The organism is Micromonospora citrea (assembly GCF_049629545.1).
Classification (GTDB): domain Bacteria; phylum Actinomycetota; class Actinomycetes; order Mycobacteriales; family Micromonosporaceae; genus Micromonospora; species Micromonospora citrea_A.
This window is the reverse complement of the sequence record NZ_JBNADX010000001.1, coordinates 297,986-324,683: the sequence shown is the minus strand read 5'-3', so window position 1 is coordinate 324,683 and position 26,698 is coordinate 297,986. Positions and strand designations below refer to the sequence as shown.

The following is a 26,698-nucleotide window of genomic DNA, read 5'->3' as shown; positions in this document are numbered from 1 at the left end:
AGCCCGAGCGCCGTGCCACGTCAACGACCAGAACCCTGGCCGGAGCGGAGCCCGCGATCGACGCCTGATCGGCCGCAAACCGTGAGCCCGGCGGGACCGGGTCCGTCAGGGGTTCATCTCGTAGGCGCCGGAGAGGGCGGTGACCTGGCTCCAGACGCGGGCGGTGCGCTCCGGGTCGGCGACCGGGCGACGGACGTGGGCCAGCGCCCAGTCCGCCTGCGCCTCGGTGGTGGCCGTCTTGCCGTGCAGCTCGGTGGCGTGGCCGGAGAAGTCGCGGACCAGCACGTCGAAGATCTCGTCGAGCAGGTCGGCGTCGAGGCCGGTCAGCTCGGCCTGCTCCAGGATCAGCTGGCCGTAGACCACCAACGCGAAGAGCTGCCCGAGGGCGAGCAGGAAGTCCAGGTCGCGCTGCTGCTCCTCGCTCGGGGCGTGGGCGGCGAGCAGCGCGCAGAGCCCGTCGGCCTGCTCGCGGAACCGGGCCACGTTCGGCACGTGGGCGTGTACGTCGTACGCGGCCCGCCAGTCGTGGAAGCGGATCGCGCCGAGGCCCCGCGCCGGGCCCTGCCGGAACAGGAACTCGTCGTCGGCCGGGTCGTGCCGGGTCGGCACCGGCGGGAACTCGGCCGGGGCGAAGAGGTAGTTCGCCATGAACTTCAGGATCAGGGCCAGGTTGACGTGCACGGTGCCTTCGAGCTTGGGCAGGCCGCGGATGTCCCGGGCGGCTTTGTCGAAGTAGGTGTCCGCCTCGAAGCCCTTGGCGGCGATGACGTCCCAGAGCAGGTCGATCACCTTCTCGCCCTCGGTGGTCACCTTCATCTTGGTCATCGGGTTGAACAGCAGGTAGCGGCGGTCGTCCGGCCCGGCCGAGCGGAAGTAGTCGACCGCCCGGTCGCTGAACAGCTTCATCGCCACCAGGCGCACGTACGCGTCGGTCAACTCCCGCCGCACGTGCGGGAAGTCGGTGACCCGCCGGCCGTAGAGGACCCGGTCGTGGGCGTGGGTGACCGCCTCGAACATGGCGTGTTCGCAGATGCCGACGGAGGCGGTGCAGAGGTTGAACTTGCCCACGTTGACGGTGTTGAGCGCGGCGTCGAAGGCCGCCTTGCCGGTGTGCAGCACGTCCTCGGCGCGCACCGGGTAGTCCTCCAGCCGGAACTCGCTGACGAACATCTGCGCGTTGACCACGTTGCGCACCAGCCGGTACGCCGGGTGCCGGCTGTCGGCGGCGAAGAAGACGTACCCGTCGGGACCCTCGACGTCGGCCCGGCGGCCGAAGACGGAGACCAGGCCGGCGACGTTGCCGTTGCCGATGTAGTACTTGCCGCCGGTGGCCCGGAAACCGCCGGAGCCGTCGGGGGTGAGCAGCATGTCGGTGGAGTAGATGTCGGCGCCGTGGCTGCGCTCGGAGAGGCCGAAGGCCATCACGTGGCCGGCGTCGAGCAGTTCGGCGGCGCGGGCGCGGGCGGCGGCGTTGTCGCTCTGCCAGACCGGGCCGAGGCCCAGGACGGTGACCTGCCAGGTGTACCAGTAGCCGAGGCCGTAGAAGCCGAGCACCTCGCTGAGCGCGGCGTTGCGGGCGGTGTCCCAGCGCTTGGCCGGGTCGCCGCCGCCGTCGGCGGCCGGGGTGCAGAAGGCGGCGAAGAGGCCGGACTTGGCGGCGAAGTCGAGGAAGTCGCCGTACCAGTCGTGCCGGTTGTAGCTGTCGACCAGCGCCTTCTTGCCGCGCTGCTCGAAGAAGTCGACGGTGGCGCGCAGCAGCCGCCGGGACTCGTCGTCGAGGTGGGCGGGGTCGTAGGTGCGGGGGTTCAGCAACACGGACATGGGGGTGTCCTTCCTCAGGAGGTGGGGCGGTCGAGGTCGCGCAGGGTGGCCAGGACGTCGTCGAGCCAGGCCAGCACCATCCGCTCGTACGCGATGCCGCCGCGCAGCACGACGTGCTGGAGGGCGGCGCGGGCGTCGGGGTCGTCGGGGTCGGGGAAGTCGCGGCGCTCGCCGGCGAGGTAGCGGGCGAGGACCGCCTCGTGGTCGGCCCGGTAGCGCTGGACCTCGGCGACGAGCGCGGCGCGGCCGGCCGGGCCGGCGAAGGCCGCACCACGGATCTTGACGGCCAGCTCGTGCCGGACCGCCTCGGGCTGCACGGGCGCGTGCAGCCACTCGGCGAGGGCGGTTCGCCCGGCCGGCGCGGCGGACCAGCACCGCTTGTCCGGCCGGCCCTCCTGCCCGACCTGTTCGGCGATGACCCAGCCGTCGGCCTCCATCCGCTTGAGCACCCGGTAGATCTGCTGGTGGGTGGCGGTCCAGAACCGGCCGATGGAGCGGTCGAAGCGCCGGGCCAGCTCGTATCCGGAGGCCGGCTGCTCCAGCAGGGCGACCAGGATCGCGTGTTCGAGGGCCATGCCGGCATCCTGCTATGCAACGAGTTGCATAGGCAAGGTGCCAGGGGCGTCCGTCACACGACGACGCCGCGCTCCCGGCGAGGGATGCGCGGCGTCGTCGGACAGGGGACTGCGGTCAGTGGCGGGCGGCCGGTCGGCGGGTCAGGGCCAGCCCGAGGGCGATCATGCCGACGCCCAGGAAGAGGTGCAGCCAGTTGTCGGCGGTGTTCAGCGGCACGAAGTTCGCCGCGCTGTCCTCGTCGACGACCAGGCCGTAGAGCCAGAGCACCAGGTAGAGGGCGCCGCCACCGACCAGGTACGTCCGCGCGCCGGAGACCGTGCGCGACAGCGCGAGCCCGGCGACGCCGAAGAGCAGGTGCACGATGTTGTGCAGGACGGACACCTGGAACAGACCGAGCAGCTTCGCCTCGGACTCGTGGCCGGCGAAGCCCATCGTGTCGTAGTCGGTGGTGATGCCGGGGATGAAGCCGAGCACCCCCACCAGCAGGAAGACCACGCCGACGAGTTGCGCCGCGCGGCGCACCGGCGACGCGTCGCCCGCCGGGGCGCCCCGTCCGGGTCGATTCACCATGTCAGTCACCTCCGTCGAGGACCGGGTGCGGACGGGATCCCCCGCCCGGTACGCCGCAAACGGCGTCCGCCCCGGCGGATCGTCCGCGTCGGTGGTCCCTCCGCCGCTGCCGGTGCGCACCCATCTACCCCGGAGCGGGCCGAGCATGCCGGCGCCTCGTCCCGTCCGTCCGGCTTCCCGTCGACGGCGGCACTGCACCGCACGGGCCGTCCGGCCACCGGGGCCGCGAGGGTACGCGAGGGGCACGAACGGCGCAGCGTGGCGAGGACCACCCGCGGCGGAGGTTTGTCGTACGGCACGCCGGGACACTGTCCACCGGTGCGAACAAAGGGGGAAACCGTGTCCGAGCAGACCCGAGCGCAGTCGCGAACAGCGCCCGCCGAGGTGACCGACCCGCTGCTGTGGCGACTCGCCGCCGACGTGGCGCAGGCACACCGGCCGGACCAGGCGGGGCGCTGCGACAACCTGCTCTGCGACCGCCAGGAGTGGCCCTGCCAGGCCGCCCGCAACGCCCGACGGGCGCTGGAGATGTCCGGCGCCACGACGGAGGAGTTCCCCGCGCCGCGCGGGGCGGAATCGGAGCGGTCCCTGCCCACCCTGCCGCACCGCCGCTCGCGTACCGCCGAGGCGGCCTGATCCCCCAGCCGCCGCCGACCGGGCCGGCACGAGGCCGACGACCCGGCGCCCGTCAGGACGGTCCGGCCGCCCCACGGACGACGCCGGCGACGCGTGACCCGGTCAGGACAGCTGCGCCGCGGCGGCGGTGACGACCTCCGCCCGCAGGTCCTCCTCGGAGGCGCCGCGCCGCCAGTAGCCGGCGAAGGTCACCCGCCGCCGGTCCAGGCCACGCTCGGCGACCAGGTGCCGCCGCAGCGCCCGCACGGTGGCGGACTCGCCGGCGATCCAGGCGTACGGCAGACCGGCGGGGACCCGGGCGGCGCGGACCGCCTCGACGAGCAGGCCGCTGCCGGGCGGGGTGGTGCCCCGGACCAGCCAGCGCAGCTCCGCGTCGGCGGCGGTCGGCAGCCGGCGGATGTCCCCGGCGTCCGGGACCTCGATCCAGGCCCGGACGGACGTGCCGGCGGGCAGCCAGGCGAGGATGCCGGCGAGCGCGGGCAACGCCGTCTCGTCGGCGGCGAGCAGCACGTGCTCGGTGTCGGGCGGCGGCCGGAAGCAGACGCTGCGGTTGTCCGGCGTGGCGGGACCGAGCAGCACCACCGCGTCACCCGGACGGGCCCGGCCCGCCCAGCGGGAGGCGGGACCGACGTCGCCGTGGTGCACGAAGTCGACGTCCACCTCGGCCACCTCGGGACGCTGGGCGCTGATGGTGTACGAGCGCATCACCGCCCGCACGGCCGGGTCGGTCGCCCGCCACCGTGCGTACCAGTCCTCGCCGGCGTCGAGCGGCACGACCGGCTCCGGCTGGCCGGGATGCGGCAGGAAGAGCGAGACGCTCTGGTCCCGCCCGCCGCCGGCGAAGCCGGCCAGCTCGGGGCCGGTGAGGGTGACCCGGATCAGCGACGCGCCCACCCGCCGGACGCGCCGCACCCGGGCCCGGTAGAAGCGGTAGACCAGCGGGGACGTGACGGTCGCGGTGCTCACCGGCGTCAGCCCAGCCGCTTGGCGGACCGGATGGCGGTGGCCAGGTTCTCCAGCAGCGGGGCCGCGCCCGCGTACGAGAAGCGGGGCACCGCGTCCCACGGCGTGACCTGCCCGGCGCGGACGGCGGGCAGCGCCTGCCAGGTCGGCCTGGCGGCCAGGTCCTTGGGCTGCAACGCGGTGGAGCGGTTGTCCAGCAGGATCAGGTCGGCCGCGAACTTGCCGGCGTTCTCCCAGCTCAGGCTCTCGAAGTAGTCGCCACCGGAGAGCTTGGTCGGCACCACGATGTCGACGCCCAGCTCGGCGAAGTACATCAGGTCGGTGCTGACCTTCGGGTTGGAGACGTAGAACAGGTCGGGGCTGCCGGACGCGGCCATCACCCGGATGCCGGGGTTGGCCTTCACCGCCTGCCGGACGGACTCGGTGGCCGCCTCGAACCGGGCCTTGGCGTCGGTGACCTTCTTGGCGTTGAGGTCCGCGCCGAGGGAGCGGGCCAGGTCGGCGTACCGCTCGATGGGACGGGTCATCGGCACCCGGGCGGTGGTGACGGTGACGCTCGGCGCCAGGGCGAGGATCTTGTCCTTGCTCTCGTCCGGCACGTACCAGAACGCGCCGGGGTCGTACATGTGGGTGACCAGCAGCTCGGGGCGGAGCCCGGCGTACTTCTCGAGGTTGAACTCGCCCCACACGTTGCCGAGCACGGTCACCTTGTCGACGTCGAGCGCGCCCGCCTGCGGGTCGAGGGTGCCGTCGGCCCGGGTGGTCTCCCCGAAGACCCCGACGATCTGCGAATCCAGACCGAAGTCGATCAGCGCGGCGGCCACCCCGGTGAAGGCGACCACCCGGGTGGGGGCGGTCTTCAGCTCGACCTTCTGGTTGCGGTCGTCGGTGAACGACCAGGGCCCGCTCGCCGCCTTCTCACTGGTGGATCCGGTCTTGTCGGCACCGCCGCAGCCGACCAGGAGGGAGGCGAGGGTGGCACCGCCGGCGGCCAGCAGGCCCCGCCGGGAAAGTCCGCGTGCGGACGAGGATGGAAGCATCGTTGACGTCTTTCGATCAGAGGCGGACTGCGGTGATCCGCGATGACGGGGTTAGGTTAACCTAACCTAACCAGCCGTCAAGAGCCGCCGTGCGGTTTCTCCCCACATCGGAGCCGACACTGTCCGTCACCACACTCGTCGACGCGCCACCCTCGGCGCCGGTCACCCGTCGCCGTCGGCGCGCCGGAGTGCTCGCCGCCGGCCTGCTGCTCCTGATCACCGTCGCCCTGCTCAGCGTCGCGGTCGGCGCGCGCCCGCTCTCCCCCGCCGAGGTCTGGCAGGGCCTGGTCTCCGCCGCCTCCCCCGAGCACGCCGTGGTGCACCGCATGCGCCTGCCCCGCACGCTGCTCGGCCTGCTCGCCGGGGCGGCACTCGGCATGGCCGGGGCACTGATGCAGGCACTCACCCGCAACCCGCTCGCCGACCCGGGACTGCTCGGCATCAACGCCGGCGCGTCGGCCGCGGTCGCCACCGCCGTCGGGCTGCTCGGCGTGGCCACCGTCGGCGGCTGGATCTGGTTCGCCCTGCTCGGCGCCGCCGTCGTCACCGCCCTCGGGTACGCCGTCGGTGGCGGCCGGCACGCCACCGGAGAGCGGCTGGCGCTGGCCGGGGCGGCGCTGAACGCGGTGCTCTACTCGTACGTCAGCGCGATGATGCTGCTCGACTCCGCCTCGCTGGACCGGCTGCGGTTCTGGACGGTCGGCTCGCTGGCCGCCGCCGACTTCGGCACCGTGCGTACCGTCGCGCCCTTCATGCTGGCCGGACTGCTCGCCGGCCTGGCCTGCGCCCGCTCGCTGAACGCCCTGGCACTCGGCGACGACGCGGCACGGGCGCTCGGCGCCCGACCGGCCCTGGTCCGCGCGGGCGCGATCACCGCCGTCACCCTGCTCTGCGGCGCGGCCACCGCGGCCTGCGGGCCGATCGTCTTCGTCGGGCTGCTCGTGCCACACCTCGTCCGGCCGCTGACCGGGCCGGACCTGCGCTGGCTGCTGCCCGCCTGCGCGCTCTACGCCCCGGTCCTGCTGCTCGGCGCCGACGTGCTCGGCCGGGTGCTCGGCCGGCCCGGCGAACTCCAGGTCGGCCTGGTCACCGCGATCCTCGGCGGACCGCTCTTCCTGCGCCTGGTGGCCCGCCGATGAGCGTGCTGCGGGCCCCGGGCGGAATCTCGCTGCGCTGGCGCGCCCGGTCGCTGGCCGTCGTCACCGGCTGCGTGCTGGCCGCCCTCGCCCTCGGGGTGCTCGCCGTCGGCGGCGGCGACTACCCGATGAGCCCCGCCGACGTGCTGCGCACCCTCACCGGCGGCGGCACCGCCGCCGAGGAGTTCATCGTCGGCGAACTGCGGCTGCCCCGGCTGGTCACCGCGCTCGGCGTCGGGAGCGCGCTGGCCCTGGCCGGCGCGGTGGTGCAGTCGCTGCTGCGCAACCCGCTCGGCAGCCCCGACGTGCTCGGCATCACCCAGGGGGCGGCGACCGGCGCGCTGGTCGTGGTCGTCGGCGGCGGCAGCAGCCTCACCCTGGCCGGCGCGGCGCTGGCCGGCGGACTCGCCACCGGCCTGCTGATCCGGGCCGTCACCGGCGGGCGGGGACTGGCCGGCTACCGGGTCGTGCTGGTCGGCATCGGCGTCACCGCGATCCTCACCGGGGTCAACGGCTGGCTGCTCACCCGCGCCCACCTGATGGATGCCGCCCGGGCGGTGCTCTGGCTCACCGGCAGCCTCGACGGCCGCGGCTGGTCGCAGGCGCTGCCCCTGCTCGCCGTGCTGGCCGCGCTGACCCCGGTGCTGCTCGCCGGCGCGCGGGCGCTGTCCATGGTGGAGCTCGGCGACGACACCGCCACCGCGCTGGGCGTGCCGGTGCCCCGGGTCCGGCAGGCGCTGCTCGCCGCGGCGGTGCTGCTCGCCTCCGTCGCCGCGGCCGCCGCCGGCCCGGTCTCGTTCGTCGCGCTCACCGCCCCGCACCTGGCCCGCCGGCTGACCCGTGCCCCGGGGCCGAACCTGATGGCCTCGGCGCTGGTCGGGGCGGTGCTGCTGGTCGCCGCCGACCTGGTGGCGCAGCGGGCGTTCCCCGACCGGCAACTGCCGGTCGGGGTGGTGACCGGCGTGCTCGGCGGGGCGTACCTGGTGTGGCTGCTCGCCGCGCAGCGGCGGGCCGGACGGAGCTGAGGAGTTCACGTGTCGGGAAACCCACGTCTGGGCGGGGTCGGGCTGACCCTGGCGTACGACCGGCGGGTCGTCGCCGAAGGGCTGACGGTCGACGTGCCGGACGGCTCGTTCACCGTGGTGATCGGGCCGAACGCCTGCGGCAAGTCGACCCTGCTGCGCGCCCTGGCCCGTACGCTGCGCCCACGCGCCGGGACGGTGCTGCTCGACGGGCGGGACATCCACTCCCTGCCGTCGCGCGCGGTGGCCCGTACCCTCGGTCTGCTGCCGCAGTCGTCGGTCGCGCCGGACGGCATCACGGTGGCCGACCTGGTGGCCCGGGGCCGGTACCCCCACCAGGGGCTGCTGCGCCAGTGGTCGGCCGAGGACGAGCGGGTGGTGGCCGAGTCGATGGCCGACACCGGGGTCGCCGAACTGGCCGACCGGCCGGTCGACGAACTCTCCGGCGGGCAACGGCAACGGGTCTGGATCGCCATGGCGCTGGCCCAGCGCACCCCCCTGCTGCTGCTCGACGAGCCGACCACCTGGCTGGACATCGCCCACCAGGTCGAGGTGCTGGAACTCTGCGCCCGCCTGCACGAACAGGGCCGCACGCTGGTCGCGGTGCTGCACGACCTGCACCAGGCGGCCCGCTACGCCACCCACCTGATCGCCATGCGCGACGGCCGGGTGGTGGCCGAGGGCGACCCGCGTGAGGTGGTCACCGCCGACCTGGTGCGGGAGGTGTTCGGGCTGCCGTGCCGGATCGTCGAGGACCCGGAGACCGGCACCCCGCTGGTCGTCCCCGCCGCCCGCCCGTCGGCCGCCCGCGTGCCCGGACCGCGTCCGTGACGTCCTGCTCGCTCTCGGTCCGGCCGGAAACGAACCGCCGGCACGACGCGCGGACCGGTCAACTCGGGACGGTGAGCGCGGCGTAGTCGGCGGCGGTCAGCGGGGCCGGGGAGAGCGACCCGTCGGCCCGGGGCACGCCCAGCGGCCGCCCGTCCCGGACGAACGACACCCCGCTGACGTCGTCGCGGGCGTCCAGCGTGCAGACGACCTGCCCGTACGCCAACACCTCGTCGGCGCGGCCCGACTCGTCCGACGGCGGGGCGACCGACACCTCGACCCGGCCGTCCACCAGCCGCGCCCCGGTGACACCCACCGCCCCGGGCAGGGCGCTGCCCAGGCCCGCCTCCCGTTCGGCCGCGGAGGCGCCGGCGAGCAGCCGGCGCAGGTGCAGGTCGACGTCGCCGGCCACGTCGACCTGACGGACCACCCGGACCAGCCGGTCGTCGCGGACCAGGCAGATCGGCTGCGCCACCCGGCCGGCCGCCGGGCTCGGCGCCGCCACCGGCGGCAGGCCCATCCCCGGTGGCGGGCGGACCCCACGGGGCCGGTCCTCCGCGGGCACCCCACACCCGGCCAGCCCCAGCGCCAGCGTCGCGAGCAGGGCGGACGCCGTCCGCCACCGACGACCCGCGGTCGCGCCGTGGCCCCCGGTCACGACAGTGCTCCCGGTCACGACAGTGCTCCCGGCAGCTCGACGCGGAACCGCGCCCCACCACCGGGCCGGTCCCCCACCGCCGCCCGGCCACCGTGCGCGGCGGCGTGCTGGGCGACCAGCGCCAGGCCGAGCCCGGTGCCGTCCCCACCGGCGCGGGCGTGCGCCGCACGGCCACGGACGAACCGGTCGAAGACCACCTCCCGGTCGGCCGGCGACACACCCGGGCCGGCGTCGTCGACCTCCACCACCCCGAACCCACCGACCCGGGACAACCGCACCGCGACCGGGCCACCGCCGTAGCGCACCGCGTTGTCGAGGAGGTTGACCAGCATCTGCTCGACCCGGCGCGGGTCGACCGACCAGAGCTCGGTCGCTGCGGGCTCCGGCCGGACCAGCGACTCCGGCAGCCCCTGCCCGCGGCACACCCGGCGGGCCAGGGCCACCACGTCCACCGGTTCCCGCTGCGCCGGCCGGTCGCTGCGGGCCAGCTCGATCAGGTCGTCGACCAGGTGCTCGAAGCGGGTCACCTCCTCGACGACCAGGCCGGCGGCGGTCGCCGTGCGCCCGTCGAGGTGCTCCCGGCGGCGGGCCAGCACGCTCGCCGCGGCGGAGAGGGTCTGCAACGGCGAGCGCAGCTCGTGGCTGACGTCCGCGGCGAACCGGCGATCCCGCTCGATGCGCTCCGCGACCTGGTCGACCATCCGGTTGAACGAGGTGGAGAGGCGGGCCAGGTCGGGGTCGGTGCCTGGGGCAAGCCGGGCGGTGACGTCCCCGGCGGCGATCTTCTCCGCCGCGTCGGCGACCGCGGTGAGCGGCCGCAGGCCGTGCCGGGTGGCGTACCAGCCGAGCGCCGCCCCGGAGCCGGCCACGGTCATCGCCACGACGGTCAGCGCCAGCGCCAGCACCTGGAAGGTCTGCTCCAACTCGCGCAACGAGGTGATCTCGTAGTAGCCGGTCGACTCCGACAGCGGCAGCCCGACCAGCAGCGCCGGCTGGCCGTCGACCCGTACCCGCTGCACCGCCGGCTCGCCCCCGACGACCATCGCCACCAGCCCCGCCGGCACCGCCCCGGACGGGCCCTCGTCGGCGGTGCGGGCGTACCACCGCCCCTCGCGGTGCACCAGGGCCCGGCGGCTGCCGCCGGTGTCCAGCGACCGCAGCACCTCGTACACGTCCGGCGTGTCGGTGTCCAGGCCGGTGCGCACCACCGCCGCGTCGAAGTACGCCGCCCGCACCGCGGTGCGTTCCCGCTCCTCCAGCAGCGAGCGCCGGACCAACTCGTACGAGACCAGGGCCATCAGCGCCGACAGCAGCAGGGCGCCCACGGCGAACGCGGCCGTCACCCGGGCCCGCAGGCCGAGACGCCTCATCGCTGCAGCTTGTAGCCGAGACCGCGGAGGGTGACCAGGTGCCGCGGGTTGGCCGGATCGGCCTCGATCTTCTGCCGCAACCGGCCCACGTGCACGTCGACCAGCCGTTCGTCGCCGGTGTCGTACCCCCAGACCCGGCTGAGCAACTGCTGGCGCGACAGCACCCGGCCGGCGTGCTCGGCCAGCTCGCACAGCAGCCGGAACTCGGTGCGGGTGACCGACACCGGGTGGCCGTCCCGGCGTACCTCCCCCTCCTCCGGGCTGATCTCCAGGCTGCCGAAGGCGTACACCGGCACCGGCGCGGCGGCGGTGCGGGCCCGGCGGCGCAGCGCGCGCAGCCGGGCGGAGAGCTCCTTGATCGCCACCGGCTTGACCACGTAGTCGTCGGCGCCGGCCTCCAGAGCGGCGACGATGTCGTGGGTGTCGTCACGAGCGCTGACCACCACGATCGGCACGTCGTCGTCGCGGCGCAGCTGCCGGATGCACTCGAAGCCGTCCAGGCCGGGCAGCATCAGGTCGACCAGCACCTGGTCGGCGGGGTCCTGCCGCTGCGCGCGCAGCCCCTCCTCCGCGGTGGCCGCCCCACGCACCACGTAGCCCTCGTCCTCCAGGGCCAGCAGCAGCGCCAGACGGATCCGGTCGTCGTCCTCGATCACCAGTACGCCCGCCATATCCGCATCGTGCCCGGGCCGGGGCGGGGACGGCCAACCGTGTCGGCCGGACGCGAAATTTGTCACCCAACTGTCATCCGAGCGGCGGTCCGGTCCACCCGGCGCGCCGTACCCCGTTTGCGCCACGCGCCGCTCGGGGTAGTCACGGCCCCGGGGCCGGGCGGCACGATCCGGTGGACAGCCGGAGGAGAGTCGGGGATGACGCGCGTGCGGCAGTGGGCGGGGACGGCGGCGGGCCGGCTGCGGCAGGGCTGGCGGCCCGCGCTGGAGGCGGCCGTCGCCGCGACGATCGCCTGGGTGGTGGCGGCCCGGCTGATCGGCCATCCCGACCCGTTCTTCGCGCCGAGCGCCGCGCTCATCGTGCTCGGCGAGGCGCGCGGCAAGCGGGTACGCCAGACCGTCGAGATGGTGCTGGGGGTGGCGGCCGGGGTGCTCGCCGCCGACCTGGCCGTGCAGGCGCTGCCCACCGGCACCGGCACCATCTTCCTCGTCCTGCTGCTGACCATCGGTCTGATGGTCGGCGTCGGGGCGAGCAGCACCCTGACCGTCCAGGCCGCGATCTCCGCGCTCTACCTGGTGGTGGTGGCCGCGCCGCAGGGCACGATGGTGCCGTTCCGCTTCGTCGACGCGCTGATCGGCGGCGCGGTGGCACTGGCCGCCAGCCAGCTCATGGTGGCCCGCGACCCACTCGCCCCGCTCGTCGCCGAGGCCCGCCGCACCTACGGCGACCTGGCCGAGCTGCTCACCCGGCTCGACGACGCGCTGTGCCGCTGCGACGAGCAGGCCGCGCGGGCGGCGCTGGAGCGGGCCCGCGAGGTGGACGGCTGCGTGGACCGGTTCCGCACCGCCGTGCGGGCCTGCACCGAGTCGCTGCGGCTGCGGGTGCGCAAGCGCCGCCACCTCGGCCAGGTGGAGGAGGTCGAGGCGACCTGCCGCCAGCTCGACTACGCCGTGCGCAACATCCGGGTGCTGGCCCGCAACGCGGTCACCCTGACCCGGCTGCACACCGCGACCCCGCCGGAGCTGGGCGCCGCGTTGCGGGCGCTCGCGCGGGCGGTCCGCGCCGCCGCCGACGCCCTCTCCACCGACCTGGTCGGACGCTCCGACGCCGACCGGCACGCCCAGCGGGCCGACGAGCACGCCATGGAGGCGGTCCGGATCGCTGCCGGGCTGCTGCGGACCGACCCGCCGCTGCCGGTGGTGATGATCGTGGGCCAGATCCGGGCCACCGCCATCGACCTGCTGCGCGGCGTCGGCGTGGACGACGCGGCCGTGCTGGGTCGGGTCGACGAGGCTCTCGGCCTGCCCCACGGCTGACCGGTCCCGCGGCACCGCCGTCCGGGCGGCGCACCGCAGCGACCGGCGGTGGGACCGGTCAGCGGGACGGCGGGGTGGCGTGGGCCGGTGGCTGGGGTCCGAAGGTGGTGAGGAAACGGTCCCGGAAGGCGTCCATCCGCCACACCGGCGCGTCCCGGCCGGGCCGCAGCCCCTCGTGCCAGCCCCAGCCGTCCACCCGGGCCAGCACCGCCGGGTCCCGGGCGACGATGGTGACCGGCACGTCCCGGCCGGCGTCCTCGCCGGTGACCATCGGGGCGGGCTGGTGGTCGCCGAGGAAGACCAGCACCAGGTCGTCGTCGCCGTACGTCTCCACGTAGGAGATCAGGCTGTTCAACGAGTACTCGACGGCCCGCCGGTAGCCGGTGCGCACCTCCGGGACGCTGCGCCCCACCACGTCGGACGGGTTGGCCGCCACCGAGGTGGGCCGCCGGTAGATCGAACCGTCGCCGACGTGGTCCCAGTCGAGCATCCGGGGGATCGCCGCCCACGGCGAGTGGCTGGAGATCAACGGGATCTCCGCCATGATCGGGGCGCGGTCCTTCGTGGCGCGCTCGCGGCGCTGGAACTCCGCCAGGGTGTACTGGTCGGGCATCGGGGCGTAGCTGAACTTCGGGCCCCGGTAGCCGAGACCGGCCGCGTCGTGGTAGCGCACGTAGTCGAAGAACTTCCCCTCCGGCCAGGGCGCGGTCGCCGCCGGCATCACCCCCACCGTGTCCCAGCCGGCCCGCCGGAACGCGCCGTTGAGGGTGAGCCGGTCACTGGCCAGCAGGGTCAGGTGGCGCTGCTGGTTGTCGACCCAGAGTCCGGACAGCAGCGTGTCGTGGGCCAGCCAGCTGCCGCCGCCCGCCGTCGGGGAGGTGAGGAAGCCGCTGCGGGCCGCATACCCGGCCGCCGCCAGCCGACGGGTGCCGCCGTCGAGGACCGCACCGACCCGGGGCGCGTACTGCGGGTCCTCGACCGCGTCCCGGCCGTAGCTCTCCACGAAGGCCAGGACGACGTCCTTGCCGCGCAGGCCGGTCAGCAGCCGGTCGCCCGGGACGTCCCGGAAGGCGTCGGCGGCGAGTTCGTCGGTGAACGCCTGCCGGTCCCGCAGCCCGGCGCCGACCTGGCCGACGTGCTGGCCGACCAGGACCGACGAGCGGGAGTCGGCGACCGGCACCCCGATCGTCGCCCCGGCCACCCAGACCGCCACGAGGGCCGCGAGCACCCGGACCGTCGCCCGGTCGTGCCGGGCCACCAGCCGGGTCAGCCGCAGCACCGACCGGATGGTCAGCACCAGCAGCGCGAGGACCAGGGCGACCAGCCCGACGGCGGCGCCGACCGCGCCACCGGGGCCGACCGAGTCGGTGACGAAGCCGTACGCGTCGTCGAGCAGCACCCAGTCGAGCACCAGGTCGAAGGGGCGGGCCAGGCTGGCGGACATGCCCATGTCGAGCAGCTTGACGATGGCGAGCAGCCCGAGGGCGGCACCCAGCAGCAGGGCCGCCGCCCGCCGGGCCCACCCGCGCAGCACCAGCAGCAGCACACCGGCGGCCAGCGCCTCCACCGGCACGCGCAGGAACGCGGTGGGGGTGAGCTGGTCGAGCCGGTTCGGCGCGGCCAGCACCGCGAGGACCAGCAGCCCGGCCAGGACGCTGGTCACCGCCCCGGCCACGGTACGCAGCCGACCGCGCGCGGTGGCGGCTCCGCCGTCGACGCGGGCGGCGTCGGTGGCGACCTCCCGCGGCACGCCGGCCGGGTCACCGTCCGGAGCGGGCACCGACGTGGAACCGCCCTCGCCGGCCGGGGTCGGGGCAGCGTCCGGGCCGGCGGGTGGGCGGACGGCGTCCGCCGTCGACGCGTCCCGCTCGGGCCCGGTGTCCCGGGACGGGTCGGGGCTGGCGGCGTCGCCCCCGATGCCGGACGGGTCGTCCGCCGCCGGTCGGGGCTCGGAACGCGACGGCACTGACACGGTGGTGTCCCTTCCTGGGCAGGTCCCGGCGCTCGCCGGGCGGGCGTACGGCTCAGACCGGCTGGTGCGCGACCAACGGACGCTCGGGCACGGCGGCCTCCCGCCGGGACCGTCCACCCGCGACGGGCTGCGGCGTCCCGACGGGCTGCGGCGCCGGGGGCACGGTGGCGGCGCGGGCCGGACGGTGCCACCAGAGCCAGCCGACGTCGTGGCCGAACGACTCCACCAGCAGCGCCAGCGAGACCGCCACCAGCACGGCGGTCACCGGCCGGGGCAGCAGGTCCGCGACGGCGGTCAACAGGAAGACGCCCTGCGCGGCGGCGACCACCTTGCGCCAGTAGCGCGGCGGCAGGGAACCGCGCATCCAGGGCAGCACCCAGCTCGCGGCGACGAAGGCGTACCGCATGCCGCCGATGGCGAGCGCCCAGGGCCCGACGACCGGGGCGACGTGCAGGCTCAGCACCAGGATGAGGAACGCGTCGACCTCCATGTCGAACCGCGCCCCGAGCGCGCTGGCGGTGCCGGTGCGCCGGGCCACCCAGCCGTCCACCGCGTCCAGGGCCAGCGCCACCGCGGTCAGCGGCACTAGCACCGCCAGCGGGGCCGGGGAGTCGACGGCGTCCACCACCAGCGCGGTCACCCCGCCGGCCAGCACCGCCCGGGTCAACGTCACCCGGTCGGCCGGTCCGAGCCGGCCGCCGTGCCGGCGCAGGCCGCGCGCCAGCACGACGCACAGGACGATCCCGTACCCGGCGCCGGCCAGCCACCCGGCGACGTCGAGCCCGACGGTCGCGGCCAGCACGGCCAGCAGGACGAGCTGCGCGGTCAGTCCGAGCACCGGACCGGTTCGAACCCTGGACACGCTGCCTCCGTGTTTATGATCGACGACCTCGACAGAGCAGTACGCAGCGCGCGGCCGATCGGTTCGGTTCGCCGCCGGATGGGAGACGACCGCGTGATCCGCGACGCCCGCGCCTTCTGGCTCCGCTCCCCCGGCGAGGGCGAGATCCGACCGGTGACGCTACCCGGGCCGGGACCCGACGACGTGCTGGTGCGCAGCCTCTTCTCCGGCGTCAGCCGGGGCACCGAGACGCTGGTGTTCACCGGCGGCGTGCCGCAGGGCCAGTACGCCGCGATGCGCGCCCCGTTCCAGGAGGGCGACTTCCCCGCCCCGGTCAAGTACGGCTACCTCAGCGTCGGGGTGGTCGAGGCCGGGCCGGCGCGGCTGCACGGGCGTACCGTCTTCTGCCTGCACCCGCACCAGACCGCGTACGTGGTGCCCGCCTCGGCGGTGACCCCGGTGCCGGACGGCGTGCCGGCCGCGCGGGCGGTGCTGGCCGGCACGGTGGAGACCGCGGTGAACGCGCTCTGGGACGCCGCCCCCATGGTCGGCGACCGGGTCAGCGTGGTCGGCGGCGGCATGGTCGGCTGCGCGGTCGCCGCCCTGCTCGCCCGCTTCCCCGGCGTCCGGGTGGAACTGGTCGACACCGACCCGGCGCGCGCCGCCGTGGCCGACGCGCTCGGCGTCGGGTTCGCCGCCCCGCAGGACGCCACCGGCGGGCGGGACCTGGTGGTCCACGCCAGCGCCACCGGCGCGGGCCTGCAACGCTCGCTGGACCTGCTCGCGCCGGAGGGGACGGTGGTCGAGCTGAGCTGGTACGGCGACCGGCCGGTGCAGGTGACGCTGGGCGGCCCGTTCCACTCGGGACGGCTGACGATCCGCAGCAGTCAGGTCGGCACGGTCTCGCCGAACCGGGCCCGGCGCAGCTACGCCGAGCGCCTCGCGCTCGCCCTGGAACTGCTCGCCGACCCGGCGTTCGACGCCCTGCTCACCGGCCGGTCACGCTTCGACGACCTGCCCGACGTGCTCGACCGACTGGCCGCGGGGACCCTCCCCGCGCTGTGCCACCTCATCACCTACGACGGGGAGTGACCGTGTTCAGCGTGACCGTACGGGACCACATCATGATCGCCCACAGTTTCCGGGGAGAGGTCTTCGGGCCGGCGCAGAAGCTGCACGGGGCCACCTTCGTGGTGGACGCGACGTTCCGCCGGGCCGACCTCGACGCCGACGGCATCGTGGTCGACATCGGCCTGGCCACCACCGAGCTGAAGGCCGTGCTGGCCGAGCTGAACTACCGCAACCTGGACGACGAGCCGGCCTTCGCCGGGGTCAACACCACCACCGAGGTGCTCTGCCGGACGATCGCCGACCGGCTGGCCGAGCGGGTGCACGCCGGCTCGCTCGGCGAGGGCGCGCACGGGCTGGCCGGGATCACCGTCACGCTGCACGAGTCGCACGTGGCCTGGGCCGCCTACGAGCGGTCGCTGTAGCCCGTGCCCGTGGTGCACGTCGTCCTGCCCGGCGACATCGACGACCCGGCGACCCCGAGCGGCGGCAACAGCTACGACCGGCGGGTCTGCGACGGGCTGGCCGAGCGGGGCTGGACGGTGCGCGAGCACGCCGTACCCGCGGACTGGCCGCGTCCGGACGGCCCGGCGCGCGCCGGGCTGGCCGGGCTGCTCGCGGGCCTGCCCGACGGCACGCCGGTGCTGCTGGACGGGCTGGTCGCCTCGGTGGTGCCGGAGGTCCTGGCCGGGCACGCCCGGCGGCTGCGGCTGGTGGTGCTGGTGCACATGCCGATGGAGGGCGACACCGAGGACGCCGCGCTGGCCTGCGCCGCCGCCGTGGTCACCACCAGCGACTGGACCCGGCGGCGGCTGCTCGACCGGTACCGGCTCGACCCCGCCCGGGTGCACGTGGCCGTCCCCGGCGTGACGCCGGCCGAGGCGGTCGCGGGCACGGCGGCCGGCACCCGGCTGCTCTGCGTCGCGGCGGTCGTCGCGCACAAGGGACACGACGTGCTGCTGCGCGCCCTCGCCGAGGTGCCGGCGCCGTGGACCCTGGACTGCGTCGGCGCGCTCACCCGGGACCCGCGGTTCGCGGCGGGGCTGCGCCGGCTCGCCGGCGACCTGGGGCTGGCCGGGCGGGTACGGTTCACCGGCCCGCGTACCGGCGCCGCCCTGGACGCCGCGTACGCCGACGCCGACCTGCTGGTGCTCGCCTCACGCGCCGAGACGTACGGGATGGTGGTCACCGAGGCCCTCGCCCGCGGCCTGCCGGTGCTCGCCACGGCGGTGGGCGGGGTGCCGGAGGCGCTGGGCCGGGCCCCCGACGGCGACCTGCCCGGCCTGCTGGTGCCGCCCGACGATCCGGCCGCCCTGGCCGACGCGCTGCGCCGCTGGCTCGGCGAGGCGCGGCTGCGTGACCGGCTGCGCCGGGCCGCCCTGGCCCGGCGCGGCACGCTGGCCGGCTGGCCGGCCACCGCGACGCTGATCGCCCACGTCCTGGACGGAGTGACGACATGACCCTGCCCGCCACCGACCCCTTCGCCGACTGGCTCGCGCTGCGCGAGCCCGCCGACGCCGCCGCCCGCGCCGAGGACCTGGTCGACCGGGTCCGCGCCCGGCTGACCCCCGGCCGGCCGCTGGTGGTGCACGACCTCGGCAGCGGCACCGGTTCGATGGCCCGCTGGCTGGCCCCGCGACTGCCCGGACCGCAGCAGTGGATCCTGTACGACCGCGACCCCGGCCTGCTCGACCGGGCCCGCGCACGGCCGCCGGTGGCGGCCGACGGCAGCCCGGTGCAGGTGCGGACCCGACAGACCGACATCACCCGGCTCACCGCCGCCGACCTGTCCGGGGCCGGCCTGGTCACCGCGTCCGCGCTGCTGGACATGCTGACCGGCGAGGAGATCGACCGGATCGTCGCGGCCTGCGCCGGGGCCGGCTGCCCGGCGCTGTTCGTGCTGTCGGTCGTCGGGCGGGTGGCGTTCGACCCGGCCGACCCGCTGGACGCCGAGGTCGCCGCCGCGTTCGACGACCACCAGCGCCGTACCGTCGACGGCCGGACGCTGCTCGGGCCGGACGCCGCCGCGGCGACCGTCGCCGCGTTCACCCGGCACGGCGTGCCCACCGAGGTGCGGTCCACCCCGTGGCGGCTCGGCCCGGCGCAGGCCGCGCTGACCGCCGAGTGGTTCACCGGCTGGCTGGAGGCCGCCGTCGAGCAGCGCCCCGAGCTGGCCGACCGGACGGTCGGGTACGCGCGCCGCCGGCTGGCGGCGGCCGCCGAGGGTGAGCTGACGGTGACCGTGGGGCACGACGACCTGCTCGCCGGGGCGGAATGAACCGGCCGGCCGGTTGGTACGTGCAAGGAGGTGACGATCTTCGCGCTAGGAGGCTCCGCGTGCCACAGGCTGCCGGCGACACATCCCCCGCGTCCGCCCGCCCGGTCTGGGCGTGGGTGAGCAACCTGGGCGGCGTGGCGCTGGTGGCGGCGCTGCTGTGGGGGTTGGGCACCGGACCGGTGCTGGCGGCGCTGCGCCGCATCGACGCCCCGACGGTGGTGGCGGCGCTGCTGCTCGGCGCGGTGGCCACCCTCTGCTGCGCCTGGCGGTGGCGGCTGGTCGCCGAAGGGCTCGGCGTGCGGCTGCCGCTGGGCACGGCCGTCGCCGACTGCTACCGCTCGGTCTTCCTCAACGCCACGCTGCCCGGCGGGGTGCTCGGCGACGTGCACCGGGCCGTCCGGCACGGGCGCGAGGCGGGGGACGTCGGCCGGGCGGTGCGGGCCGTGGTCTGGGAGCGCGGCGCCGGGCAGGTGGTGCAGGTGGCCCTGGCGGCGGTGATCCTGCTGACGCTGCCCTCACCGGTGCGGCCGTACCTGCCGGCCGCCGTCGGGCTGGCCGTGGCCGCCGCCCTGGCCCTGGTGCTGCTGGTCCGGGCGCTGCCCCGCTCCGGGCCGTCGCGCCGGGCCCGCGCGCTGCGCGCCGCCGCGTCCGACGTCCGCGCCGGCCTGCTGGGTCGCCGGAGGGCGTCGGGCGTGCTGCTGGCCTCGGTGGTGGTGGTGCTGTGCCACCTGGCCACGTTCGTGCTCGCGGCCCGGGTGGCCGGGGCCACCGCCCCGGTGGCGCACCTGGTGCCGTTGACCCTGCTCGCGCTGCTGGCGATGGGGCTGCCGGCGAACATGGCCGGTTTCGGCCCGCGCGAGGGCACGGCCGCCTGGGCGTTCGGGGCCGCCGGCCTCGGCGCGGCCCAGGGGGTGTCCACCGCGCTGGTGTACGGGGCGCTGGTGCTGCTCGCCGCGCTCCCGGGCGCCGCCGTGCTGTTGCTGCGCCGCCGTCCGGCCAGTCGGCGGGATCGGTCCACGGCTCGTACGGTGAACCAGGGTGGTTCTGCCGCGGTACCCGCTGCCGGGCTGGCCGGCGGCGTCTGACGGAGGAGACACATGTACGAAGCACTGCCGGTCGCGACGGTCCGCACGCAGGTCACGGTCCCCCTCCGCTTCCCCGACGGGTACGCCACGACGGCCCGGGTCTTCTCGTTCGACGGGTTGGTGGACGGCCGGGAGCATCTGGCGTTCGGGTTGGGCGACTGGGCGGGCTCGCTGCGGCGTCACGCGGCGGGCGGCGTCGCGCCGCTGGTCCGCCCGCACAGCGAATGCCTCACCGGGGACGTCTTCGGCAGCCAGCGCTGTGACTGCGGCCCCCAGTTGCGCGAGGCGGTGGAGCGGATCGCCGAGGCCGGCGGGTTCCTGCTCTACCTGCGGCAGGAGGGCCGGGGCATCGGCCTCTACCCGAAGCTGGACGCGTACGCGTTGCAGGACGCCGGCCTGGACACGTACGAGGCGAACGTGGCGCTCGGGCACGGCGAGGACGAGCGGGACTACCGGGCCGCCGCGCAGATGCTCGCCGTGCTGGAGGTGGAGCAGATCGCCCTGTTCAGCAACAACCCGGAGAAGGCCGAGCAGCTCGGCCGGCTCGGGGTGACGGTGACCGAGGTGGTGCCGACGGGGGTGTTCCTCTCCCCCGCCAACGCCGACTACCTGGCGGCGAAGGCGAACCGGGCCGCTGCCCGGACCGTCGACGCGCCGTCGCTGACCTGACATGGACGCGGCACCGAACCCGGCGGCGGTCGCCGCGGTCCCGGCGTCGACCGGGCGGCCGTACGTGCTGCTCAGCTGCGCCACGTCGATCGACGGCTACATCGACGACGCCACCGAGCAGCGGCTGCTGCTGTCGAACGACGAGGACCTGGCGCGCATCGACGCGGTCCGGGCCGGCTGCGACGCCATCCTGGTCGGCGCGGGCACCGTCCGCTGCGACGACCCACGCCTGGTGATCCGCTCCGAGGGGCTGCGCCGGGCGCGGGTGGCGCGGGGGCTGGCGCCGTCGCCGGTGAAGGTCACCCTGACCGCCCGCGGCGATCTCGACCCGCAGGCCCGGTTCTTCACCGTCGGCGACGCCGACAAGCTCGTCTACTGCGCGTCGCCGGCGGTGGAGAAGACCACCGAGCTGCTGGACGGCCTGGCCACCGTGATCGACGCGGGAGATCCCCTGTCGCACGACGTCGTGCTGGCCGACCTGGCCGCCCGGGGGGTGCGGCGGCTGATGGTGGAGGGCGGCGGCACGGTGCACGCCCAGTTCCTCGGCGCCGGGCTCGCCGACGAGTTGCACCTGGTCGTCGCCCCGTTCTTCGTCGGCGACGGCCGGGCGCCGCGCTTCGTCGGCGACGGCCGGTTCCCCTGGCACCCGGGGCGGCGGGCCCGGGTGGCCGAGGTCCGCCAGATCGGCGACGTGGTGCTGGTGCGGTACGCCCTCTCGGAGCGCTGCGACGGCGAGTGACGCAGGTTACCGCGGGTGACCGCTCGTCGCGGTTGAACCACCAGGCGTGTCCGTCCGTACCATCGGGCGCAGCCGACCGACGATCTACTACTGTCCGTCGTACAGTCGAGCCGTCGGACGACGGGCTGCCGGTGGACGGAGGTCAGGGTGATCGCGGAGGAGGACGACGGCCAGGTGACCGCCTGGGCGCTGGCCGCCGGTCAGGGTGACCGGCAGGCCCTGGCAGCGTTCGTCCGGGCCACGCAGGCGCAGACCTGGCGCTTCCTGCGCCACCTGCTCGCCTCGGCGGAGACCGACGACCTGGTGCAGGAGACCTATCTGCGGGCGATGCGCTCGCTGCCCCGCTTCGCCGGCCGCTCCTCGGCCCGGACCTGGCTCTTCAGCATCGCCCGCCGGGTCGCCGCCGACCATCTGCGCGCGGCCCGCGCCCGGCCGGAGGTCACCGCTCTCGACGGCCGGGAGCCGCCGGCGGACGGGCGGTTCGAGAACGGGGTCGTCCTCGACCAGTTGCTCCGGGAGCTGCCGGCGGAGCGGCGGGAGGCGTTCGTCGCCACCCAGGTCCTCGGCCTGTCCTACGCCGAGGCGGCCGAGGTGTGCGGCTGCCCGGTGGGCACCATCCGGTCCCGGGTCGCCCGCGCCCGGGAGGACCTGGTCGCGGCCGTCGAGGGGCGTACCGGCCGGCGCGCGGGACGCGTCGGCTGACGGCGGGACCTGATGAACGACCTCCGGTACGTGCGGTGCGCGAGCTGGCGGGAGATCCTGTCGGCCCGGCTGGACGGTGAGGAGAGCGCCGAGGAGGCCACCGCCGCGCAGCGGCACCTCGACGGCTGCGCCGACTGCCGGGACTGGCTGGACGGGGCCGCGGCGGTCAACCGGCGGGTGCGTACCCGGGCGGCGACCCCGCTGCCCGACCTGACCGACGCCATCCTCGCCGCCGCGCCGCCACCGCGCCGGCTGGCCGGGTGGCGGGTCCGGCTGGTGGCCGCGCTGCGGGTGGCGCTCGGCGTGCTCGGCGCCGGGCAGTTGGTCCTCGGGCTGGCGCAGGCCGGCCGGGGCGCGCTCACCGACCACCTGCACCCGGCCGGGCAGCACCTGTGGCACGAGGCGGCCGCCTGGAACGTCGCCGTGGGGGCGGGTTTCGTCTTCGTGGCGCTGCGCCGGACCCCACCGGCGGGTCTGTTGCCGACGCTCAGCGCGTTCGTCGCCACCCTGGTGCTGCTGTCGGTCAACGACCTGCTCACCGCGCGAGTGGACCTGTCCCGGCTGGTCAGCCACGCCCTCCTGCTCGGCGGCTGGGTGGTGACGGCGCTGCTGTCCCACCCGGCGCTGCGCGCGGGCCGGCCGCCGCCGGTCGGTGGGCGGGCCGGACGGTCACGGTGGCGGCTGCGCCTCGACGAGGCCGAGCAGCCGGCGGTGGGGCCCCGCCCCGCCCCGCCGTACGGCGCGCGGGCCGCGGTCGCCGTTGCACCGGTCGCCGACCCGGCGGAGCAGGCCGACGCCGACCGGTCCGCCGCCTGACGCCGCCCGCGCGGCGGGCGTAAGGAGTTCGCAAGCATCAGGCGTCCCGCCGCGCCGGCCGCGCGCGGCTACGCTGACCCGGCACGTGGGGAGGCGGGGCGATGACGCAACGGGTGCTGGTGGTCGACGACGACCGGACGGTCAGCGACGTGGTCTGCCGCTACCTGGAGCACGCCGGCTACCGGGTGGAGCACGTCGCCGACGGCCTCGCCGCGCTGGCCGCCGTGGCCGCCGCCCCGCCGCACCTGGTGGTCCTCGACGTGATGCTGCCCGGGCTGGACGGGCTGGAGGTCTGCCGGCGGCTGCGGGAGCGGCCGGACGGCGTACCCATCGTGATGTTGACCGCGCGCGGCGACGAGGCGGACCGGATCCTCGGCCTGCAACTGGGCGCGGACGACTACCTGAGCAAGCCCTTCTCCCCGCGTGAGCTGGTGCTGCGGGTCCGGTCGGTGCTGCGCCGCGCCGGTGGTGAGCCGGCCGGCGTGGCGCCGGAGGTGCTCTCCGACGGGGGCCTGACCGTCGAGACCGGCCCCCGGGTGGCCCGGCTGCACGGCCGTGAGCTGTCCCTGACGCTACGCGAGTTCGACCTGCTGGCCCACCTGATGCGGCACCCGGCGCGGGCGTTCCGCCGCGCCGAACTGCTCGAGCGGGTGTGGGGCTGGCAGTTCGGCGACCAGTCCACGGTCACCGTGCACGTGCGCCGGCTGCGGGAGAAGGTCGAGGCGGACCCGGCCGATCCCCGCCGGATCGTCACGGTCTGGGGTGTCGGCTACCGGTACGAGCCGGTCGATGGCTGACCTCGCACTGATCTTCGGCGCGGCCCTCGCGGCGGCCTGCGCCGTCGGGCTGCTCGGGGCGGGCGCGCTGCGGCTGCTGCGCGGCCGGTCGATCACCGTGCACATCACCGTGCTGCTGGCGATGACCGTCAGCGCGGTGGTGGCCGGCGTCGCGGTGATCGCCGAGGCGATGTTCCTCTCCCCGCACGACCTGGAGGTCGTGCTGATCACCGTCTCCGCGGCGGCGGTGGTGAGCCTCGGCGTCGGCTGGCTGTTCGGGCGGCGGCTCGCCGCGGCGGCGGTCTGGGCCGACCAGGCGCGGGAGCGGGAGCGGCGGATCGAGAAGGGCCGCCGTGATCTGGTCGCCTGGGTGTCGCACGACCTGCGCACGCCGCTGGCCGGGCTACGCGCGATGGCCGAGGCGCTGGAGGACCGGGTGGTCGCCGACCGGCGCACGGTCGACGAGTACCACCGCCGGATCCGGGTGGAGACCGACCGGATGACCCGCCTCGTCGACGACCTGTTCGAGCTGTCCCGGATCAACGCGGGGGCGCTGCGGCTGTCGCTGTCCGCCGTGCCGCTGGGGGACGTGGTGTCCGACGCCCTCGCCGGCACCGCGCCGCTGGCCGCGGCCCGCCGGATCCACCTGGTCGCCGCCGACTCCGGCTGGCCCACGGTGAGCGCCAGCGAGCCGGAACTGGCCCGGGTGGTGGGCAACCTGCTGCTCAACGCGGTCCGCTACACCCCGGAGGACGGCACCGTACGGGTCGACGCCGGCCGCGACGGCGACGACGCCTGGCTGGCCGTCGCCGACACCTGCGGCGGCATCCCGGAGACCGACCTGCCCCGGGTGTTCGACGTGGCGTTCCGGGGCGAACCGGCCCGCACCCCCCGGCCGGGCAACGGCGGCGTCGAGGGCTCCGGCGGGCTGGGCCTGGCGATCGTGCGCGGGCTGGTCGAGGCGCACGGCGGCCGGGTGGACGTGCAGAACGTCTCCGGCGGGTGCCGGTTCGTGGTCCGGCTGCCGCTGGCGCACGCCTGACCGGGCCGCCCGCCGCGCCCGGTGCACCGGCCCGGTCAGGGACGGGTCAGTTCGGCGAACCAGCGCCGGCCGGCGCGGAACACCTCACGCACCGCCAGGCCCGCCGACGCCGCCGCGTCGGGCGTCGCGCCGGCGTCCAGCCGCGCCCAGCGGAACACCGGCCCCCGGCCCCGCCCCGACACCACGTGCGCCAGACCCTGCCAGGCCCCCGCGCCGGGCGGGTCCACCTCGACCAGCACGGTGCCGGCCGGACGGAGCAGCGCCCGGCAGCGCGCCAGCAGCGCCACCGGGTCGCCGCCGATGCCGATGTTGCCGTCGAGCAGCACGACGTGCGCCCAGCGGCCCTCCGCCGGCAGCGGATCGAACAGGTCTGCCCGCACGGCGACCGCGCCACGGGACCGGGTCAGCGCCACCGCCCGCGCCGAGACGTCGACGCCGAGCGCGGTCAGCCCGGCCCGGGTCAGCGCCACGGTGAGCCGGCCGGGCCCGCAGCCCAGGTCCAGCGTCGGGCCGGCGCAGCGGGCCACCACCGGGACGGTCGCCGGCTCCGCCGGGCCGTGCCACCGGTCGACCGGCAGGCGGCGGCGGACCCCGTCCGGCCCCACCAGCCAGTGCCTGCCGGCGTCACGGTCACGCAGCGCGGTGGCGAAGCCGTCGATGCTCACCGTCGGCCTCCCACCACCAGCTCGCGCCGGACCGCGGCGACCTGCCGGGCGAACCGGCCGCCCGGGGTCGCCGCCGCGACGGCGAGCGCGTCGGCCCAGCCGTCCACGTCGCGCAGCACCGGCAGCGGCGCGACCCGCACCCCGTCCCGGGTCAGCGCCGCCCGGGTGAGCCGGCCGGTGTCGGCGGTGGACATCGGCACCGCCCGCAGCACGGCGGCCCGCCGGGGGTCGCGCAGGCCCAGCGCCCACCAGCCGCCGTCGGCGGCCCGGCCCAGCACCGCGTCGACGTCGGCCAGCCGGCGTACGGCCCCGGCCAGCGACGCCGGGGTGAGCTGCGGGGTGTCCATGCCGACCTGGAGCACCGCCCGCCCCGGGAACGCGTCCGCGACGTCGGCGTGGGCGCACGCGAGCCGCTCCGCCAGGTCGACGCCGCGCTGCGGCAGGACGGTCCACCCGGCCGTGGCGGCGGTCAGCGCGGCGGCGTCCACCCCGTCGGCGAGGCGGCCGGCCAGCGCCAGCACCGGGGTCACCCCCGCAGTGGCGGCGACGACGTCCAGGGTGTCGCGCAGCGCGGCGGCGGCGATCCGGGCCGCCCGGTCGGGCGTGGCGGGCGGGCAGAGCCGGGTCTTCACCGCGCCGGGCACCGGCGCCTTCGCCACCACCAGCAGCACGGTCACCGGGGGCCGTCCACGCTGCGCAGCACGGCGGCGAAGTCCCGGGTGGCGCGCAGCGTGCCGCGTACCGAGCCGGAGACCTTGGAGCGGGTGCCGGCGGCCCGCGGGGCGTACGCGACGTCCCGCTCGTGGATGCGCCAGCCGGCGGCGGCGGCGCGGATCAGCAGTTCCAGGGGGTAGCCGAAGGCCCGGTCGGTGACGCCGAGCCCGAGCAGCGCCTCGCGGCGGGCCACCCGGATCGGACTGAGGTCCCGCAGCGGCACGCCCCGGTGCCGCAGCAGCGCGGCGACCAGCGCGGTGCCGGCCCGGGCGTGCCACGGCCAGACTCCGGCCCGCACCGGCCGGCGACGGCCCACCGCGAGGTCGGCGACGCCGGCGGCGACCGGGGCGACCAGGGCGGGCAGCTCCCCCGGGTCGAACGAGCCGTCGGCGTCGAGCACGCAGACCAGCTCCGTACCGGCGGCCTCGACACCGGCGTGCACGGCCGCGCCGTACCCCCGGCGGGGTTCGTGCACCACCCGGGCGCCGTGCCGGGCGGCCACCTCCGGCGAGCCGTCCCGGGAGCCGTTGTCCACCACGATCGCCCGGTAGCCGGGCGGCAGCGCGGCCAGCACGCCGGGCAGGGCGGCGGCCTCGTCCAGGCAGGGCAGCACCACGTCGATCTGAGTCGGCATGCCGCCGACGCTAGGTCCACGCCGGGCCGCCGGAGTCCTGATCTGCCTTACGGAACCCTTACCGACCAGGGATTCCTTACCATCCGGTG

At 76.1% G+C, this 26,698-nt stretch carries 28 protein-coding genes and 1 pseudogene; 16 read left to right on the top strand and 13 right to left on the bottom strand.

Features of this window, described 5'->3' with window-relative positions:
• Positions 1-105 precede the first annotated feature (105 nt).
• The 3 genes from ACPFP2_RS01375 to ACPFP2_RS01365 form a co-directional block, all read right to left on the bottom strand.
• Positions 106-1,821: an acyl-CoA dehydrogenase gene (locus ACPFP2_RS01375; RefSeq protein ID WP_424085209.1), complete on the bottom strand. Its 1,716-nt coding sequence runs from the start codon at positions 1,819-1,821 to the stop codon at positions 106-108.
• Between the two features lie 14 nt (positions 1,822-1,835).
• Positions 1,836-2,396 carry a PadR family transcriptional regulator gene (locus ACPFP2_RS01370; protein ID WP_424085207.1) on the bottom strand — a complete coding sequence of 187 codons (561 nt, stop codon included), beginning with the start codon at positions 2,394-2,396 and terminating at the stop codon, positions 1,836-1,838.
• A 115-nt stretch (positions 2,397-2,511) separates the two neighbouring features.
• Positions 2,512-2,967, bottom strand: coding sequence for a DUF4383 domain-containing protein (locus ACPFP2_RS01365; protein ID WP_424085205.1), 456 nt, complete (start codon positions 2,965-2,967; stop codon positions 2,512-2,514).
• Positions 2,968-3,306: 339 nt separating this feature from the next.
• On the opposite strand from ACPFP2_RS01365, the gene ACPFP2_RS01360 reads away from it, so the two are divergent.
• Positions 3,307-3,603: a hypothetical protein gene (locus ACPFP2_RS01360; protein WP_424085203.1), complete on the top strand. Its 297-nt coding sequence runs from the start codon at positions 3,307-3,309 to the stop codon at positions 3,601-3,603.
• Positions 3,604-3,705: 102 nt separating this feature from the next.
• Here the strand turns inward: ACPFP2_RS01360 and ACPFP2_RS01355 are convergent, their stop codons facing one another.
• Together ACPFP2_RS01355 and ACPFP2_RS01350 are read right to left on the bottom strand one after the other, a co-directional pair.
• Positions 3,706-4,569: a siderophore-interacting protein gene (locus ACPFP2_RS01355; RefSeq protein WP_424085201.1), complete on the bottom strand. Its 864-nt coding sequence runs from the start codon at positions 4,567-4,569 to the stop codon at positions 3,706-3,708.
• Between the two features lie 5 nt (positions 4,570-4,574).
• Positions 4,575-5,606 carry an ABC transporter substrate-binding protein gene (locus tag ACPFP2_RS01350; protein ID WP_424085199.1) on the bottom strand — a complete coding sequence of 344 codons (1,032 nt, stop codon included), beginning with the start codon at positions 5,604-5,606 and terminating at the stop codon, positions 4,575-4,577.
• A gap of 89 nt (positions 5,607-5,695) precedes the next feature.
• Between ACPFP2_RS01350 and ACPFP2_RS01345 the strand changes: the two genes are divergently transcribed.
• From ACPFP2_RS01345 to ACPFP2_RS01335, 3 genes are read left to right on the top strand one after another with little or no spacing between them, the layout of a single operon-like run.
• The gene (locus tag ACPFP2_RS01345) at positions 5,696-6,745 is read left to right on the top strand and encodes a FecCD family ABC transporter permease (RefSeq protein WP_424085196.1); all 1,050 of its coding nucleotides are present in this window, start codon (positions 5,696-5,698) and stop codon (positions 6,743-6,745) included.
• Positions 6,742-7,767 carry a FecCD family ABC transporter permease gene (locus ACPFP2_RS01340; protein WP_424085194.1) on the top strand — a complete coding sequence of 342 codons (1,026 nt, stop codon included), beginning with the start codon at positions 6,742-6,744 and terminating at the stop codon, positions 7,765-7,767. Before ACPFP2_RS01345 ends, ACPFP2_RS01340 begins: the two co-directional genes overlap by 4 nt.
• A gap of 42 nt (positions 7,768-7,809) precedes the next feature.
• Positions 7,810-8,595, top strand: a complete 786-nt coding sequence (locus ACPFP2_RS01335) for an ABC transporter ATP-binding protein (RefSeq protein WP_424085681.1) — start codon at positions 7,810-7,812, stop codon at positions 8,593-8,595.
• Between the two features lie 58 nt (positions 8,596-8,653).
• On the opposite strand, the gene ACPFP2_RS01330 is transcribed toward ACPFP2_RS01335, so the two are convergent.
• Genes ACPFP2_RS01330 through ACPFP2_RS01320 form a run of 3 tightly spaced genes read right to left on the bottom strand, consistent with a single transcriptional unit; the run spans position 8,654 to position 11,291 of the window.
• Entirely contained in the window at positions 8,654-9,250 is a 597-nt protein-coding gene (locus tag ACPFP2_RS01330; protein ID WP_424085192.1) for a GerMN domain-containing protein, read from the bottom strand.
• A 14-nt stretch (positions 9,251-9,264) separates the two neighbouring features.
• On the bottom strand, positions 9,265-10,620 hold the full coding sequence (locus tag ACPFP2_RS01325; protein WP_424085190.1) for a sensor histidine kinase: 1,356 nt from the start codon (positions 10,618-10,620) through the stop codon (positions 9,265-9,267).
• Positions 10,617-11,291, bottom strand: coding sequence for a response regulator transcription factor (locus ACPFP2_RS01320; RefSeq protein WP_424085188.1), 675 nt, complete (start codon positions 11,289-11,291; stop codon positions 10,617-10,619). Before ACPFP2_RS01320 ends, ACPFP2_RS01325 begins: the two co-directional genes overlap by 4 nt.
• 198 nt (positions 11,292-11,489) lie before the next feature.
• Between ACPFP2_RS01320 and ACPFP2_RS01315 the strand changes: the two genes are divergently transcribed.
• Entirely contained in the window at positions 11,490-12,608 is a 1,119-nt protein-coding gene (locus ACPFP2_RS01315) for an FUSC family protein (RefSeq protein ID WP_424085187.1), read from the top strand.
• A gap of 58 nt (positions 12,609-12,666) precedes the next feature.
• On the opposite strand, the gene ACPFP2_RS01310 is transcribed toward ACPFP2_RS01315, so the two are convergent.
• Both ACPFP2_RS01310 and ACPFP2_RS01305 read right to left on the bottom strand, forming a co-directional pair.
• Positions 12,667-14,580 carry a sulfatase-like hydrolase/transferase gene (locus ACPFP2_RS01310; protein WP_424085185.1) on the bottom strand — a complete coding sequence of 638 codons (1,914 nt, stop codon included), beginning with the start codon at positions 14,578-14,580 and terminating at the stop codon, positions 12,667-12,669.
• Between the two features lie 103 nt (positions 14,581-14,683).
• Positions 14,684-15,442: pseudogene (locus ACPFP2_RS01305) on the bottom strand (CDP-alcohol phosphatidyltransferase family protein); the annotation flags it as partial.
• Positions 15,443-15,535: 93 nt separating this feature from the next.
• Here ACPFP2_RS01305 and ACPFP2_RS01300 point away from each other — a divergent pair.
• The 11 genes from ACPFP2_RS01300 to ACPFP2_RS01250 all read left to right on the top strand — a co-directional run bounded on the left by ACPFP2_RS01300 (position 15,536) and on the right by ACPFP2_RS01250 (position 24,596).
• A complete protein-coding gene (locus ACPFP2_RS01300) occupies positions 15,536-16,513 on the top strand; it encodes a zinc-dependent alcohol dehydrogenase (RefSeq protein ID WP_424085679.1) in 978 nt (325 codons plus the stop codon).
• A gap of 2 nt (positions 16,514-16,515) precedes the next feature.
• Positions 16,516-16,914: a 6-pyruvoyl trahydropterin synthase family protein gene (locus tag ACPFP2_RS01295; RefSeq protein WP_424085183.1), complete on the top strand. Its 399-nt coding sequence runs from the start codon at positions 16,516-16,518 to the stop codon at positions 16,912-16,914.
• Positions 16,915-16,917: 3 nt separating this feature from the next.
• On the top strand, positions 16,918-17,949 hold the full coding sequence (locus tag ACPFP2_RS01290; RefSeq protein WP_424085181.1) for a glycosyltransferase family 4 protein: 1,032 nt from the start codon (positions 16,918-16,920) through the stop codon (positions 17,947-17,949).
• Positions 17,946-18,767, top strand: coding sequence for a class I SAM-dependent methyltransferase (locus tag ACPFP2_RS01285; protein WP_424085179.1), 822 nt, complete (start codon positions 17,946-17,948; stop codon positions 18,765-18,767). The genes ACPFP2_RS01290 and ACPFP2_RS01285 overlap by 4 nt, the downstream gene beginning before the upstream one ends.
• A 59-nt stretch (positions 18,768-18,826) precedes the next feature.
• On the top strand, positions 18,827-19,852 hold the full coding sequence (locus ACPFP2_RS01280; RefSeq protein WP_424085176.1) for a lysylphosphatidylglycerol synthase domain-containing protein: 1,026 nt from the start codon (positions 18,827-18,829) through the stop codon (positions 19,850-19,852).
• A 12-nt stretch (positions 19,853-19,864) separates the two neighbouring features.
• Positions 19,865-20,521, top strand: coding sequence for a GTP cyclohydrolase II (locus ACPFP2_RS01275; protein ID WP_424085174.1), 657 nt, complete (start codon positions 19,865-19,867; stop codon positions 20,519-20,521).
• A 1-nt stretch (position 20,522) separates the two neighbouring features.
• A complete protein-coding gene (locus ACPFP2_RS01270; RefSeq protein WP_424085172.1) occupies positions 20,523-21,260 on the top strand; it encodes a RibD family protein in 738 nt (245 codons plus the stop codon).
• 150 nt (positions 21,261-21,410) lie between these two features.
• Positions 21,411-21,962: a sigma-70 family RNA polymerase sigma factor gene (locus ACPFP2_RS01265; protein WP_424085677.1), complete on the top strand. Its 552-nt coding sequence runs from the start codon at positions 21,411-21,413 to the stop codon at positions 21,960-21,962.
• A 12-nt stretch (positions 21,963-21,974) separates the two neighbouring features.
• Positions 21,975-22,778, top strand: a complete 804-nt coding sequence (locus tag ACPFP2_RS01260; protein ID WP_424085170.1) for a zf-HC2 domain-containing protein — start codon at positions 21,975-21,977, stop codon at positions 22,776-22,778.
• Positions 22,779-22,879: 101 nt separating this feature from the next.
• Positions 22,880-23,575: a response regulator transcription factor gene (locus ACPFP2_RS01255; RefSeq protein ID WP_424085168.1), complete on the top strand. Its 696-nt coding sequence runs from the start codon at positions 22,880-22,882 to the stop codon at positions 23,573-23,575.
• Positions 23,568-24,596, top strand: coding sequence for a sensor histidine kinase (locus ACPFP2_RS01250; RefSeq protein ID WP_424085166.1), 1,029 nt, complete (start codon positions 23,568-23,570; stop codon positions 24,594-24,596). The genes ACPFP2_RS01255 and ACPFP2_RS01250 overlap by 8 nt, the downstream gene beginning before the upstream one ends.
• A 35-nt stretch (positions 24,597-24,631) precedes the next feature.
• Here the strand turns inward: ACPFP2_RS01250 and ACPFP2_RS01245 are convergent, their stop codons facing one another.
• From ACPFP2_RS01245 to ACPFP2_RS01235, 3 genes are read right to left on the bottom strand one after another with little or no spacing between them, the layout of a single operon-like run.
• Positions 24,632-25,261 (bottom strand): class I SAM-dependent methyltransferase, encoded by a 630-nt coding sequence (locus ACPFP2_RS01245; protein ID WP_424085164.1) that lies wholly within the window; start codon positions 25,259-25,261, stop codon positions 24,632-24,634.
• On the bottom strand, positions 25,258-25,938 hold the full coding sequence (locus tag ACPFP2_RS01240; RefSeq protein ID WP_424085162.1) for a TIGR04282 family arsenosugar biosynthesis glycosyltransferase: 681 nt from the start codon (positions 25,936-25,938) through the stop codon (positions 25,258-25,260). Before ACPFP2_RS01240 ends, ACPFP2_RS01245 begins: the two co-directional genes overlap by 4 nt.
• Complete coding sequence (locus tag ACPFP2_RS01235) at positions 25,935-26,609, bottom strand: glycosyltransferase family 2 protein (RefSeq protein WP_424085160.1); 675 nt, start codon at positions 26,607-26,609, stop codon at positions 25,935-25,937. The genes ACPFP2_RS01240 and ACPFP2_RS01235 overlap by 4 nt, the downstream gene beginning before the upstream one ends.
• Between the last annotated feature and the right edge of the window lie 89 nt (positions 26,610-26,698).

What these genes read in the sequence shown, in the direction of transcription:
- ACPFP2_RS01375 (WP_424085209.1), bottom strand. Translation starts at nt 1,821, where the DNA reads ATGTCCGTGTTGCTGAACCCCCGCACCTACGACCCCGCCCACCTCGAC.
- ACPFP2_RS01370 (WP_424085207.1), bottom strand. Translation starts at nt 2,396, where the DNA reads ATGGCCCTCGAACACGCGATCCTGGTCGCCCTGCTGGAGCAGCCGGCC.
- ACPFP2_RS01365 (WP_424085205.1), bottom strand. Translation starts at nt 2,967, where the DNA reads ATGGTGAATCGACCCGGACGGGGCGCCCCGGCGGGCGACGCGTCGCCG.
- ACPFP2_RS01350 (WP_424085199.1), bottom strand. Translation starts at nt 5,606, where the DNA reads ATGCTTCCATCCTCGTCCGCACGCGGACTTTCCCGGCGGGGCCTGCTG.
- ACPFP2_RS01340 (WP_424085194.1), top strand. Translation starts at nt 6,742, where the DNA reads ATGAGCGTGCTGCGGGCCCCGGGCGGAATCTCGCTGCGCTGGCGCGCC.
- ACPFP2_RS01325 (WP_424085190.1), bottom strand. Translation starts at nt 10,620, where the DNA reads ATGAGGCGTCTCGGCCTGCGGGCCCGGGTGACGGCCGCGTTCGCCGTG.
- ACPFP2_RS01320 (WP_424085188.1), bottom strand. Translation starts at nt 11,291, where the DNA reads ATGGCGGGCGTACTGGTGATCGAGGACGACGACCGGATCCGTCTGGCG.
- ACPFP2_RS01315 (WP_424085187.1), top strand. Translation starts at nt 11,490, where the DNA reads ATGACGCGCGTGCGGCAGTGGGCGGGGACGGCGGCGGGCCGGCTGCGG.
- ACPFP2_RS01285 (WP_424085179.1), top strand. Translation starts at nt 17,946, where the DNA reads ATGACCCTGCCCGCCACCGACCCCTTCGCCGACTGGCTCGCGCTGCGC.
- ACPFP2_RS01275 (WP_424085174.1), top strand. Translation starts at nt 19,865, where the DNA reads ATGTACGAAGCACTGCCGGTCGCGACGGTCCGCACGCAGGTCACGGTC.
- ACPFP2_RS01270 (WP_424085172.1), top strand. Translation starts at nt 20,523, where the DNA reads ATGGACGCGGCACCGAACCCGGCGGCGGTCGCCGCGGTCCCGGCGTCG.
- ACPFP2_RS01260 (WP_424085170.1), top strand. Translation starts at nt 21,975, where the DNA reads ATGAACGACCTCCGGTACGTGCGGTGCGCGAGCTGGCGGGAGATCCTG.
- ACPFP2_RS01255 (WP_424085168.1), top strand. Translation starts at nt 22,880, where the DNA reads ATGACGCAACGGGTGCTGGTGGTCGACGACGACCGGACGGTCAGCGAC.
- ACPFP2_RS01250 (WP_424085166.1), top strand. Translation starts at nt 23,568, where the DNA reads ATGGCTGACCTCGCACTGATCTTCGGCGCGGCCCTCGCGGCGGCCTGC.
- ACPFP2_RS01235 (WP_424085160.1), bottom strand. Translation starts at nt 26,609, where the DNA reads ATGCCGACTCAGATCGACGTGGTGCTGCCCTGCCTGGACGAGGCCGCC.